Source organism: Acinetobacter sp. AG3, from assembly GCF_022343575.1.
Classification (GTDB): domain Bacteria; phylum Pseudomonadota; class Gammaproteobacteria; order Pseudomonadales; family Moraxellaceae; genus Acinetobacter; species Acinetobacter guillouiae.
On record NZ_JAKQZD010000001.1, the window covers coordinates 2,187,856 to 2,205,375 of the forward strand.

The 17,520-nt window shown below is 37.9% G+C and carries 15 protein-coding genes; 9 read left to right on the forward strand and 6 right to left on the reverse strand.

Features of this window, described 5'->3' with window-relative positions:
• Window positions 1-3 precede the first annotated feature (3 nt).
• Window positions 4-1,407 carry an APC family permease gene (locus tag L3V46_RS10130; protein ID WP_239045596.1) on the forward strand — a complete coding sequence of 468 codons (1,404 nt, stop codon included), beginning with the start codon at window positions 4-6 and terminating at the stop codon, window positions 1,405-1,407.
• Between the two features lie 28 nt (window positions 1,408-1,435).
• Complete coding sequence (locus L3V46_RS10135; RefSeq protein ID WP_239045597.1) at window positions 1,436-2,836, forward strand: aminotransferase; 1,401 nt, start codon at window positions 1,436-1,438, stop codon at window positions 2,834-2,836.
• A 173-nt stretch (window positions 2,837-3,009) separates the two neighbouring features.
• Here L3V46_RS10135 and yddG read toward each other — a convergent pair whose 3' ends face one another.
• Window positions 3,010-3,936: an aromatic amino acid DMT transporter YddG gene (yddG, locus tag L3V46_RS10140; RefSeq protein WP_239045598.1), complete on the reverse strand. Its 927-nt coding sequence runs from the start codon at window positions 3,934-3,936 to the stop codon at window positions 3,010-3,012.
• A 276-nt stretch (window positions 3,937-4,212) separates the two neighbouring features.
• Between yddG and L3V46_RS10145 the strand changes: the two genes are divergently transcribed.
• From L3V46_RS10145 to L3V46_RS10170, 6 genes are all read left to right on the forward strand, one after another.
• Window positions 4,213-4,851 carry a VWA domain-containing protein gene (locus L3V46_RS10145; RefSeq protein ID WP_239045599.1) on the forward strand — a complete coding sequence of 213 codons (639 nt, stop codon included), beginning with the start codon at window positions 4,213-4,215 and terminating at the stop codon, window positions 4,849-4,851.
• Window positions 4,852-4,868: 17 nt separating this feature from the next.
• A complete protein-coding gene (locus L3V46_RS10150; RefSeq protein ID WP_151801410.1) occupies window positions 4,869-5,513 on the forward strand; it encodes a TerD family protein in 645 nt (214 codons plus the stop codon).
• 14 nt (window positions 5,514-5,527) lie between these two features.
• Complete coding sequence (locus L3V46_RS10155) at window positions 5,528-6,163, forward strand: VWA domain-containing protein (RefSeq protein WP_004821620.1); 636 nt, start codon at window positions 5,528-5,530, stop codon at window positions 6,161-6,163.
• A 103-nt stretch (window positions 6,164-6,266) separates the two neighbouring features.
• Window positions 6,267-7,319, forward strand: a complete 1,053-nt coding sequence (locus tag L3V46_RS10160; protein ID WP_034613144.1) for a TerY-C metal binding domain-containing protein — start codon at window positions 6,267-6,269, stop codon at window positions 7,317-7,319.
• A 150-nt stretch (window positions 7,320-7,469) separates the two neighbouring features.
• A complete protein-coding gene (locus L3V46_RS10165) occupies window positions 7,470-9,347 on the forward strand; it encodes a PP2C family serine/threonine-protein phosphatase (protein WP_239045600.1) in 1,878 nt (625 codons plus the stop codon).
• Between the two features lie 43 nt (window positions 9,348-9,390).
• Window positions 9,391-10,920, forward strand: coding sequence for a lipopolysaccharide kinase InaA family protein (locus tag L3V46_RS10170; RefSeq protein WP_239045601.1), 1,530 nt, complete (start codon window positions 9,391-9,393; stop codon window positions 10,918-10,920).
• A gap of 27 nt (window positions 10,921-10,947) precedes the next feature.
• On the opposite strand, the gene L3V46_RS10175 is transcribed toward L3V46_RS10170, so the two are convergent.
• From L3V46_RS10175 to L3V46_RS10195, 5 genes are read right to left on the reverse strand one after another with little or no spacing between them, the layout of a single operon-like run.
• Window positions 10,948-11,874 carry an HpcH/HpaI aldolase/citrate lyase family protein gene (locus L3V46_RS10175; RefSeq protein WP_004821613.1) on the reverse strand — a complete coding sequence of 309 codons (927 nt, stop codon included), beginning with the start codon at window positions 11,872-11,874 and terminating at the stop codon, window positions 10,948-10,950.
• A complete protein-coding gene (locus L3V46_RS10180) occupies window positions 11,871-13,037 on the reverse strand; it encodes a cysteine protease StiP family protein (RefSeq protein WP_239045602.1) in 1,167 nt (388 codons plus the stop codon). Before L3V46_RS10180 ends, L3V46_RS10175 begins: the two co-directional genes overlap by 4 nt.
• Window positions 13,030-13,809 carry an HAD family hydrolase gene (locus tag L3V46_RS10185; protein ID WP_239045603.1) on the reverse strand — a complete coding sequence of 260 codons (780 nt, stop codon included), beginning with the start codon at window positions 13,807-13,809 and terminating at the stop codon, window positions 13,030-13,032. Before L3V46_RS10185 ends, L3V46_RS10180 begins: the two co-directional genes overlap by 8 nt.
• A complete protein-coding gene (locus L3V46_RS10190; RefSeq protein WP_239045604.1) occupies window positions 13,799-14,920 on the reverse strand; it encodes a phosphoribosyltransferase domain-containing protein in 1,122 nt (373 codons plus the stop codon). Before L3V46_RS10190 ends, L3V46_RS10185 begins: the two co-directional genes overlap by 11 nt.
• A gap of 5 nt (window positions 14,921-14,925) precedes the next feature.
• Window positions 14,926-15,882, reverse strand: a complete 957-nt coding sequence (locus L3V46_RS10195) for an ATP-grasp domain-containing protein (protein WP_228128950.1) — start codon at window positions 15,880-15,882, stop codon at window positions 14,926-14,928.
• 365 nt (window positions 15,883-16,247) lie between these two features.
• Here L3V46_RS10195 and L3V46_RS10200 point away from each other — a divergent pair, with 365 nt between their 5' ends.
• Window positions 16,248-17,468 (forward strand): TerD family protein, encoded by a 1,221-nt coding sequence (locus L3V46_RS10200; protein WP_239045605.1) that lies wholly within the window; start codon window positions 16,248-16,250, stop codon window positions 17,466-17,468.
• Window positions 17,469-17,520: the final 52 nt, after the last annotated feature.

Sequence of the window (17,520 nt, forward strand, 5' to 3'; positions counted from 1 at the left end):
CACATGACAGGCAAGAACAATCAGCAAGGAAGTCGTTTAATCGATCAGGCAAAAAAGGTAAATGAAAAACAGTTAACTTTGTTTAATTTAATCGCTATTGCGGTTGGTTTAGTACTATCGCAAGGTGTGATGGTGATTATTTTGCAAGGATTTGGCTTAAGCGGAATAAGTTTTTTTATTCCGTTGATTATCGGATTCTTTTTAGCACTGAGCTATGCGACCTCTTTTGCAGAGTTGGCATTATTAATTCCTAAAAGTGGCAGTATCAGTGATTATAGTCTAGTTGCAACAGGGCATTTACCCGCAATGCTTTCGGTGTTTTGTGGTTATATTTTGGTGGCGATGTTTGCTGTTTCAGCGGAACTGATTTTAATCGATGATGTAATCAAAAAAATATTTAAACTGGATGTTCCCTATTTTGGTATTGGCTTTTTGATTTTATTTATTTCAGTGGGTTTAAATCTGCTGAAAATTGATATCTTCTCCAAAGTTCAAAATACCGTAGCTTTTGTCATGGTGGTGTTATTACTTTTACTCGGTATATTTGCGATCAGCGGTTGGGTTTATCCGCATACTCAAGTAGTTGATTATACAATTACTTTTGATACAAATACTGTGGCTCTGGTTGCGTTGGCTTTTTGGGGATTTGTTGGCGTCGAGTTTGTTGTTCCGATGATCGAAGAATCCAGAAATCCCAGTAAAAATATTCCAAGATCGATGTATATCGGTTTAACCACGATTTTTATCACCATTTCTTTATATGGCGTGGGTGCACTGTATTTCTTACCCCAAGAGCACTTGGTTAATTCTTTGACCCCACATATTGAATATGCAACGGCGGTATTTGGCCCCACAGGCTTACTCTTTATTGCGATTGGTGCTCTATTTGCCACCTTAAGTACCTTAAATGCGACTTTAGCTGCCTTACCGCGTATGTTGCAGGGCATGGCGAGCAATAAGCAAGTGTTATCAATTTTTGCCCGAGTCAATCAGAAGAATAATGTGCCTTGGGTGGGCGTTGTATTTGTTGCTGTCATCATCATGATACCAATGCTGTTCTCACAGAGTGAAACCGAAGTGATAAAGGTTCTGTTAACAGCAGCCTGTATCTCTTGGTTGATCGCTTATGTGATTGCACATATCAACGTGATTGTGTTGCGTAAACGCTACCCACAGATGACAAGACCTTATAAAGCACCATTTTATCCATTCTTACAAATCATTGGCATTATCGGGATGGTACTTACGATTTTCTATGCTGTGCCTACCCCAGATTTGAGAGTCAAAATATTTACTTGGGTCGGAATTGTGATTGGTTTTACCACAATCATCAGTATTCTTTGGATCAAATTGGTGATGAAAAGACAACTCTTTCAACCAGAATCCATCGAAAGTTTGACCAAATAAAAGCAGAATTTTAACAAGGAGTTATCTTATGAAGCAGTTATCAACAACAGAAATTACAGAAGTTTGGAAAAAAGATAAAGATCACCATATTCATCCATGGACTGACTTTGCAACTTTTAAAGATGAAGGTGCCATGATTCTTGCACACGGTGAAGGGTGTTATGTTTTTGATGCTGAAGGCAATAAATATCTGGATGGTATTGGTGGTTTATGGTGCGTCAATGTGGGTTATGGGCGTCAAGAAATTGCCGATGCCATTTCAGAACAGATTATGCAAATTCCTTATTATTCTGCATTTGGTCACCATACTTCGATCCCCGCTGCAAAATTATCTGCAAAACTGGCTGAACTGGCGCCTGGAAATTTGAATCATGTACTGTTTGGTTGCGGAGGTTCAGTTGCCAATGATACTGCGGTACGACTTATTCACTTTTATTTCAATCAACTTGGTCAACCAAGCAAGAAAAAATTAATCTCGCGCAAAGATGGTTATCATGGCAGTACCTATATCAGTATGTCATTAACAGGGGTTGAGTTTGACCATATCGGTTTTGATATCGATCGTGAATTGGTCCACCAAATTTCATGCCCAAATCCATACCGTAGAGCGGAAGGCCAAAGCTTAGAAGCGTTCTGTAATGAAAAGGTACAAGAGTTAGAAAATAAAATTTTGGAATTGGGCCCAGAAAATGTCGCTGCATTTTTTGCAGAACCGATCATGGGTGCAGGCGGTGTTATTGTACCTCCACCGGGATATCATAAAAAAGCCCTTGAAGTGTGTCATAAATATGGGGTTTTATATGTGTCCGATGAAGTTGTGACTGCGTTTGGACGCTTAGGGCACTTTTTTGCTTCAGAATCAGAGTTTGATATCGTTCCAGATATTATTACTTGTGCCAAAGGCTTATCTTCAGGTTACTTACCCTTAGGTGCAACGATTATATCTGATGATATCGCAAAAGTGATTGGTAAGCCTCAGGCGGATGGTGCGTTATTTACCCATGGATTTACCTATTCTGGTCATCCTGTTTCTTGTGCAGCGGCACTAAAAAATATTGAAATTATCGAGCGTGAAAATTTACTGCAACATGTCAATGATGTAGGCCAATATTTTGAAGATCAATTACACACATTGGTTGACTTAGACATTGTCGGTGAGGTTCGTGGTAAGAAGTTTATGATGTGTATTGAAAACTTAGCCAATAAGAAAACCAAGGAACTTTTCCCAAGCTCAGTCAATGTCGGTTCTCGAATTGCAGATTATTGCCAGAAAGATGGATTAATTATTCGTCCAGTTGGTCATATGAATATTATGTCGCCACCCTTAATTTTAAATAAACAACATGTAGACTTTATCATAACAACTTTACGTAAAGCGATTCTGAGTACGACAGATGATCTTAAACGTGAAGGTTATTTGTCTAGTTAAACTTGCAGATAACTTTAGGCAAACAAGTTAAGCGGTTTATGGCCCCTAAACTGAATAAAAGTAGCGGGGCCATTTACTGAGTTGATCATTCAATATGGATTAAATACAGCTTAAGCTGTTGAATGATTGCTTGGATGGTATTTATTTAAAAATGCTTGCAGATCGGCAAGCATTTAATTTAACACACTGAATAGTTTGTCTTTTAATTGTTGCCAATTTGTCGAAATCCAACACACTAAAGAGCCTGAAGTCACCAAGATCACGCCATACCAAAACTCTGTTGGTAGATTGGTTTGTAAGATAAACATTGAAATCAAAGTTGAGATGACTGGACTAAAATAAGATAAAGTCACCAAAATCGTAATATTGCCTTTGATAATACCAATATTCCAAGCGGCATAGCCCAAGGCCATCACCAATGAAACAATGCCTAATAATCCTATTGTTGTAAGTTCAACTTCTGGAATTGCATTTAGACTCAACCCATGTGACCACAAGTATTTAGTCCACAGTACAATACTGATCGCCACAAAGAAAAATGAAATTGGATTATGCCCATCACTATATTTTTTGGTAATCACACAATATAAGGACCATAGCGTTGCACCAACAAATGCCAAAATATAACTGATTGGATTTTCGAGAATATTGGATAAAATATTGGACCGTGTTAAAGCACCTTGCCCAGTTTGAATCAAAATAATCCCACTTAAGCTGATGGCTAAACCGACAATAACAAAGACATTAAATTTAATTTCTTTAAAGAGGATCAGCATCGCAACAGTTAAGCCCGGCCAGAGGTAATTGACCAGACTGACTTCTATGGCTTGTTGGGCGGTTTGTGCCAGTGCAATGGCATAAGAAAAACATAATTCATAAATAACAAACAATAAGGTAGAAAAAATCAGATATTTTTTTGAAATTAATTTTAAATTTGGGATTTTAAAAAATATTAATAAAATACACGTGCTCAGTGTATACATCAGTAGCACAGCCAACTCAGCGCCCAAACTAAAACTAATTTTTTTCAATAAACCGACAATGGAAGACCATTGTAAAATGGCACTTAAACCAATCAGGGTTGCGAGATTTTTTGACATATTGGGCTTTAAAATCTGAGGATTCAGATTAAGGTAAGTAATAAAACAATTATAGCTTAGAATTCTGCGATTATTTTTAAAATATTACTCAGCATAAAACAAATAATATGTCAGGATAAGCTCAATTAAAAAACAGGGGATTTAAGCAAAATTTGATATTTGAGAAAAAAATTAAGTATTAAAAATGATAAAAAAGCTTTGTTTTTAGTTCAATTTTTTATATAAACATATGCATAAAGATTAAAAATTAACGAGACATTCAACAGAGATAAACAAATGAGAAGATTACCCGTATATTTATTATTAGATACCTCAGGTTCGATGCATGGTGAACCGATTGAAGCCGTTAAAAATGGTGTTGAAATACTGGTTTCTTCACTCAGACAAGATCCTTATGCGCTCGAAACAGCCTATTTGTCTATTATTACCTTTGATACACAAGCAAAACAACTGATTCCATTAACTGAAATTGCGATGTTTCAACCCCCTCAATTACAGGCAACGGGGACTACACAGTTGGGCGAAGCACTGGGATTACTGGCAGATAAAATTGATAAGGAAGTGCAAAAAACCACACCTGACACCCGTGGTGACTGGAAACCCTTAGTTTTTATTATGACAGATGGTGCACCAACGGATGATTGGACCAAAGGTTTTGCAAAACTAAAACAAGCCAAGACGGGGATGATTATTGCTTGTGCTGCGGGACATAATGCAGATAGCAGTATTCTCAAACAAATTACAGAAGTTGTGGTAGAACTTGCAACCGCAGATTCAAATACCATTAAAGCCTTCTTTAAATGGGTTTCTGCAAGTATTTCTACGGGAAGCCAAAAAGTAGATGCAGGTCAAAAAGAAGTCACAGGCTTAAATGATCTTCCACCACCACCACCTGAAGTGAATGTGGTTCTATAAAAATAAAGGAAAATAGCATGGCAATTACATTGGCGAAAGGTCAAGGACTCAGCCTTGAAAAATCTAAACATGATTTAGAACGAGTGACGATTGGACTCGGTTGGGATATCACTGAGCAAAAGAAAGGCTTTTTAGGTGGATTATTTTCAGGCGCAAAGAGCGAAGAACACGATCTAGATGTGGTGGCATTTTTATGTGATGCCAGTGGAAAAGTAAAAGATCTGGGCTGGAATGCCGCAGGTCAAGCCACACTCGAAAATAGTGATGTTATCTTTTTTAATAATTTAAAACATCGTTCAGGACAAATCTGGCTGACTGGAGATAACCGTACAGGTGCTGGTGACGGCGATGATGAGCAAATCATTGTCAAATTAAATAGCTTGGCTGCTGAATATCACAAGATTGTTTTTATTGTGCAAATTTACAATGGTGCAAAAAATAATCAGCATTTTGGTCAGGTGAAAAATGCCTTTATTCGTGCTGTCGATGGTACTGGCAAAGAAATGGTGCGTTTTGATTTATCAGGTATCGGTCAATATGATCAACAACGTTCATTATTATTTGCTGAACTGGTCAGAGAAAATAGTGGCTGGAAATTTAATGCGGTCGGTAATGCATCACCCGCGGATAATTTCGTGGAATGGTTAAAAAAATATAGTTAAAAAATGAGAATATAATGCGCCGTTTACCTGTATATATTTTATTAGATACATCTGGCTCTATGCGTGGAGAGCCAATTCACTCGGTGAATGTGGGCTTGCAGTCGATGCTTAGTGCATTAAGGCAAGATCCTTATGCGCTTGAAAGCGTGTATTTAAGTGTGATCACCTTTGATATTGAAGCAAAAGTTTATTTACCGCTTACCCCTTTGGATCAAGTTCAAATTCCCGATCTAGATGTGCCGAATGTGGGTGCAACATTTATGGGTGCAGCATTGGAATTACTGGCACAAGAAGTACAACAGAATGTGCAGAAAAGTAGCAATGATGTTAAAGGCGATTGGCGCCCGTTATTGTTTTTGATGACAGATGGTTCACCCTCAGATGTCTATGCTTATCAGCAAATCGTTCCCACAATTAAACAGCTTAATTTTGCCACGATTGTCGCTTGTGCTGCAGGACCAAAAGCGAAAACTGAATCCTTGTTGCAACTGACGGATCAAGTGGTTGTGTTAGACACCATGGACTCAAATAGTTTTGCCAGCTTCTTTAAGTGGGTTTCTGCAAGTGTGGTTGCTGGTAGCAGTAGTGCAGGAGTATCCGATTCAATTTCTTTACCACCACCACCCGCCGAAATTCAGTTGGTTTTATAGCTGGCGATTACGTGACGATAAAAATGTTAAATCAAACAGATCAGCGCTTATCTTTTTGATTTAGCTATTTGAATAATATGATAAAAATAATGTAGGTGAAGTTATGCGCCGTTTACCGGTATTTTTTGTTCTTGATTGTTCTGAATCAATGGTCGGGCAGCCGCTTGAATCAGTTCAAGAGGGTGTGGAATTTATTTTAAGCAGTTTAAGGAAAGATCCTTATGCGCTTGAAACTGTATATGTTTCAGTAATTGCATATGCAGGGATTGTCAGAACATTGGTCCCTTTAACTGAGTTATTTGCCTTTAATCATTTTAATTTGCCCTTGGGTGGTGGGACACATTTGGGTAAAGCTTTAGATCATTTGGGTCAGGAAATTGATCGTTATGTGATGAAAACCACCAGTGAAGTCAAAGGCGACTGGAAGCCAATGGTCTATATATTTACCGATGGTCGTCCAACCGATGAATATGATCAGGCAATTCAACGCTGGAATGCCAAATATGCGCATAAAGCAACAGTCGTCGCCATTGGTCTAGGTGCAGATGTTGATTTTTCTGTGCTGAGTAAGATCACTGAAAATACCATTTCAATTGATCAGATCAATCAAGAATATGTCAAAGGTTTGTGTAAGTGGATCACAGCCTCTGTAGTGTCACAAAGTATCAGTATTGGTAGTCATCAACAAAAAGATGATCTGTTGCCGATTGATGAGCGTTATATGCGCTTGGCAAAAGATGCATTATCTCTACAAAAAAATAAAGCCGATGATCATTGTGCGATATTTGTCGGTCGCTGCCAAAAGATGAATAAACCTTATATCATCAAATATATACGTAATTTACAGTACAAAGGTCCAGCTGATTTAAATATCAATATCTATAATTTTAAGTTAGATACCTGTAGTGCGATATCTGAGGAATATTTTACTTGGTCAGATCATAATGCATCCAATAAGCAGATCAATACAGCCGAACTCGATGGTTTCCCTGAATGTCCACATTGTTTTTCTGAGACCGCTTTTGCGGTATGTGGATGCGGTAATTTGATGTGTTATGACGGCTATCGGGAATCTGTGGTTTGCCCGTGGTGTCGTCGACAAATCAGTTTTTCTTCTGGTGATGGAGATTTTGATTTAACCCGTGGGCAAGGTTAGGCTTTATCGGTTGATGTGTTGATACATGATTAAAGCGTTGCTGCATTGAACAATATTAAAAATCTATATCGCTTAACGCTTAAGTGCATCCTGATTGGTGAGTGACCAAGTGACCAAGCAAATATAATAGAAAAATGAGTAGAGGGTAAAATGGACAGTGATGTATGCAAATTAAAGCAAATTTTGGAACAAAATCCTGCTGATTTCAGTGAGGATTTTTCACAATTTTTATTAAGTGATCCACAAAATCTCAAACAACTTTCAAAACTCATCAACGAATTGGAAAAAGTGAAGATAGCTGCACCGCGTTTGAGCAATATCGATGAAGCTGATTTATTGGATAACACATCTGCTGCACAGTCTCAGCATGAAACTATAAGCTCGGATACAACTCAAGCTACTGTACATAAGAATGTTCAAGAGCAAGTCGGTCTTAATCAGCAAACAGAAACCAATCAACACGCTAGAGTTGATGACCAAGTCAAGCTTGATGAAAATATTCAACAAAATTGCGCTGAGCCTTTAGTCAATGTGGATCAACTCCATACATCATCTGAAAACACCAATTCAGTTGGAGCAATTTCCGAAACGCAAAATATCACTTTAGATCTTCATACAACATTGCAACTGGCACCGATCCTACAAGTTGAACAGCAAGTTGTTGCAGATCAAGTCGAGCAAGCATCAGCCGCTACAATTGAACCCAATTTAGAAAACAAGCCGATAATTGATTCTGAAAATATAAACTCAACCCCTGAAATAATATCTTCTGAAACTGAGAAGAATAGATTAGAGATCGAATCTGTGTTTAGACGAAGTAAATATGAAGACATTAAATTTCAGGTTGAAAATGCCCGAGTTGGACAACACTATCAATCTCAAATTTCAGTGATTTCACAACATGATGTCAATCAATTAACATTCAAATCTGAAAGCTTTAAATTTCCAGATCCAAGTTTTTATTTCGATGAAGCCACACAGCGTATTCATGGTGAACCACAACACGCAGATTCAATCGAATTTTCTTTTCAATTTATTGCTGATGGAGAAACACGCTCTGCCCAGTGTCGGTTGAATATCATTGCAGACCCACGCAGTTTATGGAAAGTCATTGAACCTGAGTCTGGGCAAAAATTTAGCAAGCCACATTTGGATCAAGTCTTAATTGATGCCGTGGATTATAAAATTATCGCTGCAAGTCGTCGGGGCCGTTCACATGAACACGCAGGCTTATTTAGAGATGACGATTTTTCCATTACCTTAATTGACAATACACCTTGGTCGGTCTTGGCTGTGGCAGATGGTGCAGGCAGTGCGCAATACTCCAGAGAAGGCTCTCGAATTGCGGTAGAGATTGTTGAAAATGAGTTTAAAAACTATTTAAACCCACACACGGTTGAAAGCCTGATTGCTGATTTAGAAAAGTGGCAAGTGGGCAGTCAGGATGCTGAAACTGTTGCAGTTGCCAAAAAGTTAAATGAACAGTTTCATCATGTATATTATGAAATTTATAAATCAATTATTAACCAAATCAAATTACAAGCAGAGCAGATTGGGGCAAATACTAAAGATTTTTCAACCACATTGCTGGTTGCGGTCGTATGTAAATTAGCTGACAAAACCTTTATCAGTGCATTTTCAGTGGGAGACGGTGCAATCGCAGTATATAGCGAGGACAATGTGCGTCTGATGAATGTTCCAGATGGTGGTGAATATGCAGGACAGACCAAGTTTCTAGATCTGAGTATTGCAACAGAATTTCCAAACCGTTTAAAAATAGGCTGCTTTAAAGATACCCATGCGATTATGTTGATGACAGATGGTATTTCAGATCCAAAATTTGAAACAGATTCTGGCTTATCCAATTTTGACAAATGGCAAAGTTTATACCGTGAACTGGATCCGTTGCTACAGAATGAAGCAGCTGATATAGCATTGTTGGAATGGATGCATTTCTTTACAGCTGGGCATCATGATGATCGTACCATGGCCGTATTATGGAATAAGCATTCAACAATATCTGTATAAATAATATCTAAGTATTTGAAGAATATAGTGTAAGGTGGCAAGTATGTCAGCAAAAATTATTAAATGTACCACCGTTGATGGACGTGAAATAGAATTTGTAGATGAAATTATCGGTTCAGGTGCAATGAAAGATGTATATTTTTCACCTGATCGTAGCTATGTGGTGTGCTTTTTCAGTAAAGAAAAAAATAAGTTTTATGACTCTAAAGCCACCTTTGAGCAGCAAAAAGATCGTTTAAAAGAAATTGTAGGCAATAAATGGCAAAGTATCTTTAATGGGATTGGTGGGGACTATTGGAAAAATATTTTCTGTTGGCCCGACGGTTTAGTTGAATATAATAATTTGCTTGGGATTACCGCCCCAACCTATAGAAAACAATTTTTCTTTGAATATGGTTCAAAAAATAATGATTTTCTGCAAATCAAAGGCAAAGAAAAAGAAGGGAAATGGTTTGCAAGTGCAAATAACCAAAACAGATTTCTCGACGACAAAGAAAAAGGCACTTGGCTAAATTACCTTAAAATAGGAATTCTAATTTCTCGCGCAGTACGCCGTATGCATGCTGCGGGTTTGGCCCATTCAGATTTATCTTATAAAAATATTTTGGTCGATCCTGTTTCTGGCAGTGCTAGTGTTATTGACGTTGATGGTTTGGTGGTACCTGGAAAATACCCACCTGATGTTGTCGGTACTCCTGATTTTATTGCACCAGAAGTGGTACGCACCAGTCATTTATCCAAAGACAATCCTGATCGTTATTTACCCAGTATTGCGACAGATAAACATGCTTTGGCGGTATTGATTTATATGTATTTGCTCTATCGACATCCGTTACGTGGTGGAAAAATTCATGATATGAATGATCCGCAAAAGGATGAAACGCTGGGAATGGGTGAAAAAGCGCTGTTTATTGAACACCCAACAGATCATAGTAATCAGGTGAAACCGACTCAACTTAAAGTCAGTCAGCAACCGTGGGGGGATCCTGCAAAAGTACCATTGACAGTGACTGGACCGTATTTGTCTGAGCTCTTTATCAAAAGCTTTGTCGAAGGTTTACATGATCCTGCCAAGCGCCCCTCAGCCAACGACTGGGAAACAGCTTTGGTTAAAACAGTGGATTTGATTCAGCCGTGTCATAATCACCGTTGTGGTCAAAAGTGGTATGTCTTTGATAACTCTACTAAACCTGAGTGCCCATTTTGCCATACGCCGTTTAAAGGTAAATTACCTATTCTCAATTTATACTCAGCACGGCAGCAAGGTAATTTTAGACCCGATAATCATCGTTTAATGGTGTGGACAGGCCAATCTATTTACGCATGGCATACCAATAATATGATTGCACCGAATGAACGCTTGACCGCAGAACAGACCAAGCGAAAAGGCTATTTCGTCTTACATAATGATGTATGGTGGTTGGTCAATGAAGATATGCCTGATCTTACCGATGTTGCCAATAAAACACAGATCCCGGTTGGCGGTAAAATTGAATTAAAAGATGGTGTTCAAATTTTATTTTCTAAACAAGATGGTGGTCGTTTAGCTGTAGTACAAATGGTTGAAGCATAATTTGCTGCTTCAACCCTTAAATCAGGCCTACACCACCAATATTTTGTCATGTGTTGAACACGATGATTTGACCAAACCAAAAGTTTTATATCTGAGTAAAATCATTTCAGCCCAGTTTTTATGGGTTGCAGGTTCGATCATTGAACCATGACATTTAAATACACTTTTAGCATCGTGGGCTAAGATTAACTGAGCCTCATGAAACTCTTCAGGTTGAACTTGTAAGGCATGATGAATATGACCAATTTGAGCAGGGTGAATTGCCGTTTTGGTATAAATTCCATTATTCATGTCTTGTTCAAGCTCTTGCATCAATAACTGTGTATTTTCAAAATGTTCACAGACGGGCGAACTCAGCTGAAAACCATTGGGAATAAATAATCCCGCCAATTGTGAAATCAAAATGCCCACAGGCGTCTGATAAATCGTGGTGTTTTTGGGTCTACGCAAATTTAAACAGGACAAGAGGTCATTGCCACCAATTCTTAAACATAATGTTTTATGAAAGTCATATTTAAGGGCTTGGTAAAGTTCAATATTGTGTGCCACATCAAAGATTTCTTTGGTTTCAAGCGTCGGCATATATTGCAAATTGGCAGGTAATACATTCATCCAATTTTTGAGATTAAATACATTAAACTTGGGCAAAATCATGCCATTAAATGTTTGATTTAGATCCCAGTCGACAATGTGCTTCGCCATTTCCATATTTCTTGGGCGGATAAAAATGGCAGGGGCTTTTAAACTGGGTTCATCCAGTCGTCTTTGCAATAAATGTTTTAAATTCACCATCGCCGTTTGAACATCTGATTCGAGTACAGCATCTTCAAGGCATACCGCAATTGATTTAATCTGCGGAAATTTAATTCCTTGGGTAACCTCCCACAATTGTTCATGTGTTGCAGGAATATACATGGTCGCGCCAAGTTCAATGGCGTGTAAAAGTGGCTTCATTTGTTCTTCTCTACTTTTTTTATCAATGTTGCTGCGTGATAAGGACCTAATTTTGTTCCCAGAATATCGACTGGAATATTTCGCTCACGTGCAAAGTGCAATAATAATTGTACATGAGGATTAGATTCGTCTTTTAATAAGATTCGCTCAGGTACGCGTCTTAAAACTGCACGGGTTGCTTCAGCAATACTGGGTTTTATATGGTTAATATTTTGAATCGCATATTGTGCTGCAATCCAGTCAATCGTTTCTGCACATTGCTGCTGTTGTACTAAACGAATTTGATTGTTCCAGTTCACTTGTTTATCCGTTGGGTTTTGTTCAATCAACAGTCGTATTTTCTCAATAAAATTAACAGAAAGGTCATAAGGTTTTAACTGATCATAGATCAAACAACTGTGCCATTTTTGTGTCTGGTAGCAATTGTTTCGGGCATCTTGCTGTTCTATGCTTTCTTTCAAAATCGTCCGAGAAGTCAGCCCAGAGATCACTGAACCCAATATCCCAAATGGAATCAACCAATCATCTGTACTGGCACTTAACCAAGAATAACCACCCAAATCAGACAGGGTAACTAAACGCGGGATCTGCCAATTTTTATCAAAGAGCTCAGGAATGTCTTGTAGATTTTTTGTGAGTTCTTTGCATATCGCGCCTTTACCTGTCCAGCCATCTACAAAAACGATATTTTCAGCACCATGTTGTTCAATAATCGCTTGCAGTGCAGCAAAGTCGACACCACGATCACGAATAATACTAATACCATAGTGATAGCAAGACTGATGCTTTTCAAGGTAATGCTTAAGTAAAACACCTAAAGGAACACCAGCACGAACCAAGCTCACCAAAACAATCTTTTGTTTGGGAAAACGCTGCATCAAACTGTTGCCAATTTTCTGAACCTCTTCGGCAAGGCGCTGTGCACCTTGTTCAAAGGCATGCTGATAATGTTGCATCTGTTCATCCGTTGGTGGATGTTCAGCACTGATCATTTGTGAATAGTGCATTTTTCCTGACTGGATCAGATATTCTTTTTCTTCAACTGCAGTGGGTTGAATATCATCAATCTGCATCAAAAAAGTGACATCTTCGGAACGATATGAACCGTGAAAGCCAAGTTCGCTCAAGATTGGATTGAGTGGTGTAATCAATGCATTAGACATGACCTAAATATCCTTTAGTGTCAAAATCATGGCTTAAATGGGTATTCAGAAACTTATCCAACTGACTGCTTTTCGGCATTCCAAACCAATCACAACAGCTGAGGAATCCAGCATCTGATAGACTATCGCCCCAACCTAAAATAATACGTTCCCGTTGCGGATCATGTTTTTGAATATAAAACTCAACCGCGCTTTGTTTGCTGACATGATGTGGAATAATCGCCAGATTATTGCCATTGATATGGATATAGCACTGTTCCAGTAGCGGTTTAGGTAATTGATCAACAAGCCGATCTAAAAATAACGCACCAGCTTGCTGTTGCTTTGCAACAGAATAAATACTCAGTTCATTTTCAACCAAGGTCCAAGTTCTGACTGCACCCAAATCTTTGGCATAGTCATGCAAAGCATCTGGCAAGTCAGTCAGTATGCCATTGAGTTGAATTTCATGTTGTTTTTGAAGATCAAACCAGTCTGTATCTACGGCTAAATTTTGATCCAAAATCGTGCCACCATGGGAACAAATCGCACCATATTGAAAGGGGATTTGTACACGTTTAAAGCCTTCAACTGAGCGAGCAGTTACAGGTACAACTTCTGCAGATTCAAGCAACCAATTCAAAAAAGACTGCTGTTTTGGGCTCATATATGAAAGCGGTTGTCCAGAAACATCTGTAGTCACTATTTGATGTTGTGGTGTCGGTTGTTGTTTTCGATAAGTTTGAAATAAAGTGTCATCCAAGTCGACAAAGACCAAAGGTTTAGGGTTCATAACTGATCACTTCCAAATTTTTAATTTGTTCAAACAAGCTTGGGTCTACACTATCTTGATGTGTTTCAATCACCAAAAGCACCCGATCAAATTCTTGATGTTTTACGTTATAAGCAAAGTTTTGAATATTGAGCCCATAGTTATCATGAAACTGGCAAATACTTTTTATTGCATGTCCTTGCATGATTGGTGAACGGGTTGTTGAACTAAAATAAGTTTCAGCACCTTGTTGTTCCAACTGTTCTGCAATCAGAAAAGGGATCCAACTAAACTCACCTGAACCGAGTACAAGTATTTTTTCGTCTGGATGATTGATGTGAATATGTTCCCATGGCGTACATTCTAAATAACCTGGCTCACGCCCCCAATTATTTGGTGCAATAATTTTCTGTGCCTGTTGCTCAGTGGAGCTGACATTGGGCATATTAACCTGAATATTGTGTTGATTCGCTTGCCACTGCCAATTTCCTTGCAATAATGAAACCACTTCCACAGGGATATCAAGCTCATCCGTTGCAAGACTGTGTTCGGCCCAGTTCACCAACGTGACCAAGATCACGCGTTCAACTTGCTGCAAACCGGAATTGGTTAAACTATTGATCAGATTTTTAAAGGTTTTCCCTGTTGAAATTTCATCATCAACTAAAATCAAAGTCTTTGAATCAACCACTTGCTGATGTTTAACTGGATCGTGGCTGCTTAGAATAAACTGATCTTGTGCGTGACTATGTTCTTCTAGAAAAAGCCCCAATGTCGGTAAGGTCGATATAGGGTGTCGTGTTGTGGTTAAGAAAATCGCATTTTTGCCATGTTGTTTTTTTAATTCACGATAAACCCCAGCACCTAAACCGACGGCTGTTTCAGCCATACCAATGACACAGATTGGCCCAGCTAAATTTGTAGGCACTAAACTGGCTAAATCGCTATAGCTACGCTGCATGACAGAGGGTGCAACAGGAATATGTTTCCCCAATACTTTGGAAACAAATAAAAATGCTCTTTTAGGATTAATTCTTTCTGCAAAATCTAATAAATCATCTAAAGCCCAGTGGCTATGTTGTTGGTTAACTTGAACAGTGATTCGCCCACGACTTAAATCTATATGCTTCATCTATATTACAAATCCAATTTTATACTATGGGCAATCGGTAAAGCTTTAACAGGCGATTGTTGCGGTGCTCGAACTAAGTTCAAATTTAATTTTTCAGCAATCAGTTCGGCAATTAAATTGACTCCCGTATGTTGTGTATAAGCAAAACCACCAGCAGGGCGTGGATTGATCTCAAGAATATGCCATTGCAAGCTTTCATCTTGTTTAAATTGGATGTTAATTAGTCCATCACATTGAAAATAATCGACTAAATCTATACAAATTTGATGACAAGGATGTTGCAAAAAACACTCTTGAAAATAAACATGTTTGATTCTGGTTACTTGAGCAATGATCTTTCCTTGACTACAAGCAATATCAACTGAACATTCTTGCCCAGCCAAATAAGGCATAATCAGATATTCAACAGGCTCTTCCTGTTGATTATATGCCTCTATAAATTGCTGGGTATTACATTTGGTCGGTGAGCTAAAATTTTTAAAGTACGACACATGATTCTGTAAACGGACAAAACCTGCACCATAAACCCCATAAACAGGCTTAGCGCAGATCTCACTATGTTGTAGCTGCAATGTTTCAATAGATCTTTTCAGCGTTTCTGTGGAATTTGCTAATAACGCTGGAATGACAGATAAATTTTGCGCTTCGCAATGTAAGGTAAACTGGTATTTATTGTTCATCAACTCATGCTGTTCTGAGCTGAGTGTACCAGTAATCAACTGAATAGCATGTTGTTCAAATTGGGCTCTAAACGGCTCAATATGTTGGCTGTGCTTTCCACAGAAGAGCAGTTGAATATTATGTTCAATACATTGTTCTAATAACCATTCAGCGCTCTTTGAAATAGCAGGTTGCTGAAGATAAACATCAGCACTTAAGGCAAGTTCGGGGCGATTACGGCTATGAGAACAAAATATAGTCAGTTGTTTTGATATATTAGAGCTTTTCAGTAATTGAATCATATCATTTTGACAGGAATAACACTCGGCGATCCAAATTTTATATTGCTGTAGCACGGCTAATTTAATCTCAAATTTTTATAAAGAATAACGAAGTTTTTAAAGCGATTAATCTGATGCGCTGGAAAATATAACAATTCCCCGTAGTGATACAATATTTAATTTTAATATTTTGTAAAAGTAATCAAACCCCAAGAAAAAAAACACTGAAACACTTGAGATTAGTCATTTTTATGGTAAAACATAACACATCTATTTTTATTTGTTTTTTATAAAGAAAGTTAATTTAAAAAACTTCATTTGAATAACATATGATTTTAAACTCATTTTATCAAAAAGCGATAATATATCTATAAAGTGGAGGGTTTATGCAGCTGGTTGCTGGTGGAAATATTCAAATACCTGCTCAGGATATTGAAATTTGTATTAAAACAGGTTTTTCATCTGACATTGAATTAGATGTTACTGCGTATTTACTGGCCCAAGGCACGCTCAAAGTGCGTGGTGATCAGGACATGATTTTTTATGGGCAACGTCAAACATCCAATCAAAGTGTGGTTTTGCTAGAATCGTCATCGAAGAATCCAAATCTCACCAAATTAAAAATCAATACTGCACTTTTAGATGCACAAATTCAAAAAATCGCCATTTGTGTCACGATCAATGAACCAAACACTATTGGAAATATTGTTCCGATTGATATTGAGCTTTATGCAGCACAACAGCGTATTGCGACTGCACATTTGGACACTCGCAATAGAACTGAAAAAGCCTTAATTCTTGCCGAGATTTATTTACATAACAGCCAATGGAAGTTTCGCTTTGTTGGCCAAGGATTTAATGGCGGATTAAAGCCATTGGCAGAAAACTTTGGTGTTGTGATTGCCGATGAAGTGAAAAACACTACACCTACACCTACACCTACACCTACACCTACACCTACACCTACAAATTCAAATTCAAATTCAAATTCAAATATTAATTTGTCTAAAATCAGACTAGATAAAAACAATTCAACCATCAATTTAAGCAAAAAAGGCAATGGTTTTGGGAAAATTTCAGTCAATTTAAACTGGAATAAAAGCCAGCCCAAATCCCAATCATTTTTTCAGAAACTATCGGGTTCAAGTGCAATAGATCTGGATCTTGGCGCGATGGTACAACTTAAAAATGGTGAAATTGATTTAGTACAACCGTTGGGCAATCGTTTTGGTCGTTTTGAGATCAAACCATTTATTCAGCTTGATGGCGATGATCGTACTGGTTCATCTGTACAGGGTGAAAATCTGCACATTAATGGTAATCAGTGGGATCAAATTGAGCGTATTGTGATTTATGCTTATATTTATCAAGGTGCTGCGCAATGGACAGCAACGGATGGCGTGGTTACCATTAAGATCCCAGATCAACCTGAAATTGAAGTTCATTTGACGGATGGTAATCAATTGACAACATGTTCTATTGTAGAATTAAAGAATAACAATGGCACTATACAAGCCAATCGAGAAGTTCGTTATTTTAAAGATCAAAAATATTTAGATGAACATTATGGTTTCGGTTTCCGATGGACACATGGTTCTAAAAATTAATCGACTGCATATATTTAAACAACCAATGCACACTGCAATAAAGTAGAGGAAA

Bases quoted from the DNA above. Each gene is read 5' to 3' on its own strand.
- L3V46_RS10130 (WP_239045596.1), top strand. From the start codon at position 4: ATGACAGGCAAGAACAATCAGCAAGGAAGTCGTTTAATCGATCAGGCA.
- L3V46_RS10135 (WP_239045597.1), top strand. From the start codon at position 1,436: ATGAAGCAGTTATCAACAACAGAAATTACAGAAGTTTGGAAAAAAGAT.
- yddG (WP_239045598.1), bottom strand. From the start codon at position 3,936: ATGTCAAAAAATCTCGCAACCCTGATTGGTTTAAGTGCCATTTTACAA.
- L3V46_RS10145 (WP_239045599.1), top strand. From the start codon at position 4,213: ATGAGAAGATTACCCGTATATTTATTATTAGATACCTCAGGTTCGATG.
- L3V46_RS10150 (WP_151801410.1), top strand. From the start codon at position 4,869: ATGGCAATTACATTGGCGAAAGGTCAAGGACTCAGCCTTGAAAAATCT.
- L3V46_RS10155 (WP_004821620.1), top strand. From the start codon at position 5,528: ATGCGCCGTTTACCTGTATATATTTTATTAGATACATCTGGCTCTATG.
- L3V46_RS10160 (WP_034613144.1), top strand. From the start codon at position 6,267: ATGCGCCGTTTACCGGTATTTTTTGTTCTTGATTGTTCTGAATCAATG.
- L3V46_RS10165 (WP_239045600.1), top strand. From the start codon at position 7,470: ATGGACAGTGATGTATGCAAATTAAAGCAAATTTTGGAACAAAATCCT.
- L3V46_RS10170 (WP_239045601.1), top strand. From the start codon at position 9,391: ATGTCAGCAAAAATTATTAAATGTACCACCGTTGATGGACGTGAAATA.
- L3V46_RS10175 (WP_004821613.1), bottom strand. From the start codon at position 11,874: ATGAAGCCACTTTTACACGCCATTGAACTTGGCGCGACCATGTATATT.
- L3V46_RS10180 (WP_239045602.1), bottom strand. From the start codon at position 13,037: ATGTCTAATGCATTGATTACACCACTCAATCCAATCTTGAGCGAACTT.
- L3V46_RS10185 (WP_239045603.1), bottom strand. From the start codon at position 13,809: ATGAACCCTAAACCTTTGGTCTTTGTCGACTTGGATGACACTTTATTT.
- L3V46_RS10190 (WP_239045604.1), bottom strand. From the start codon at position 14,920: ATGAAGCATATAGATTTAAGTCGTGGGCGAATCACTGTTCAAGTTAAC.
- L3V46_RS10195 (WP_228128950.1), bottom strand. From the start codon at position 15,882: ATGATTCAATTACTGAAAAGCTCTAATATATCAAAACAACTGACTATA.
- L3V46_RS10200 (WP_239045605.1), top strand. From the start codon at position 16,248: ATGCAGCTGGTTGCTGGTGGAAATATTCAAATACCTGCTCAGGATATT.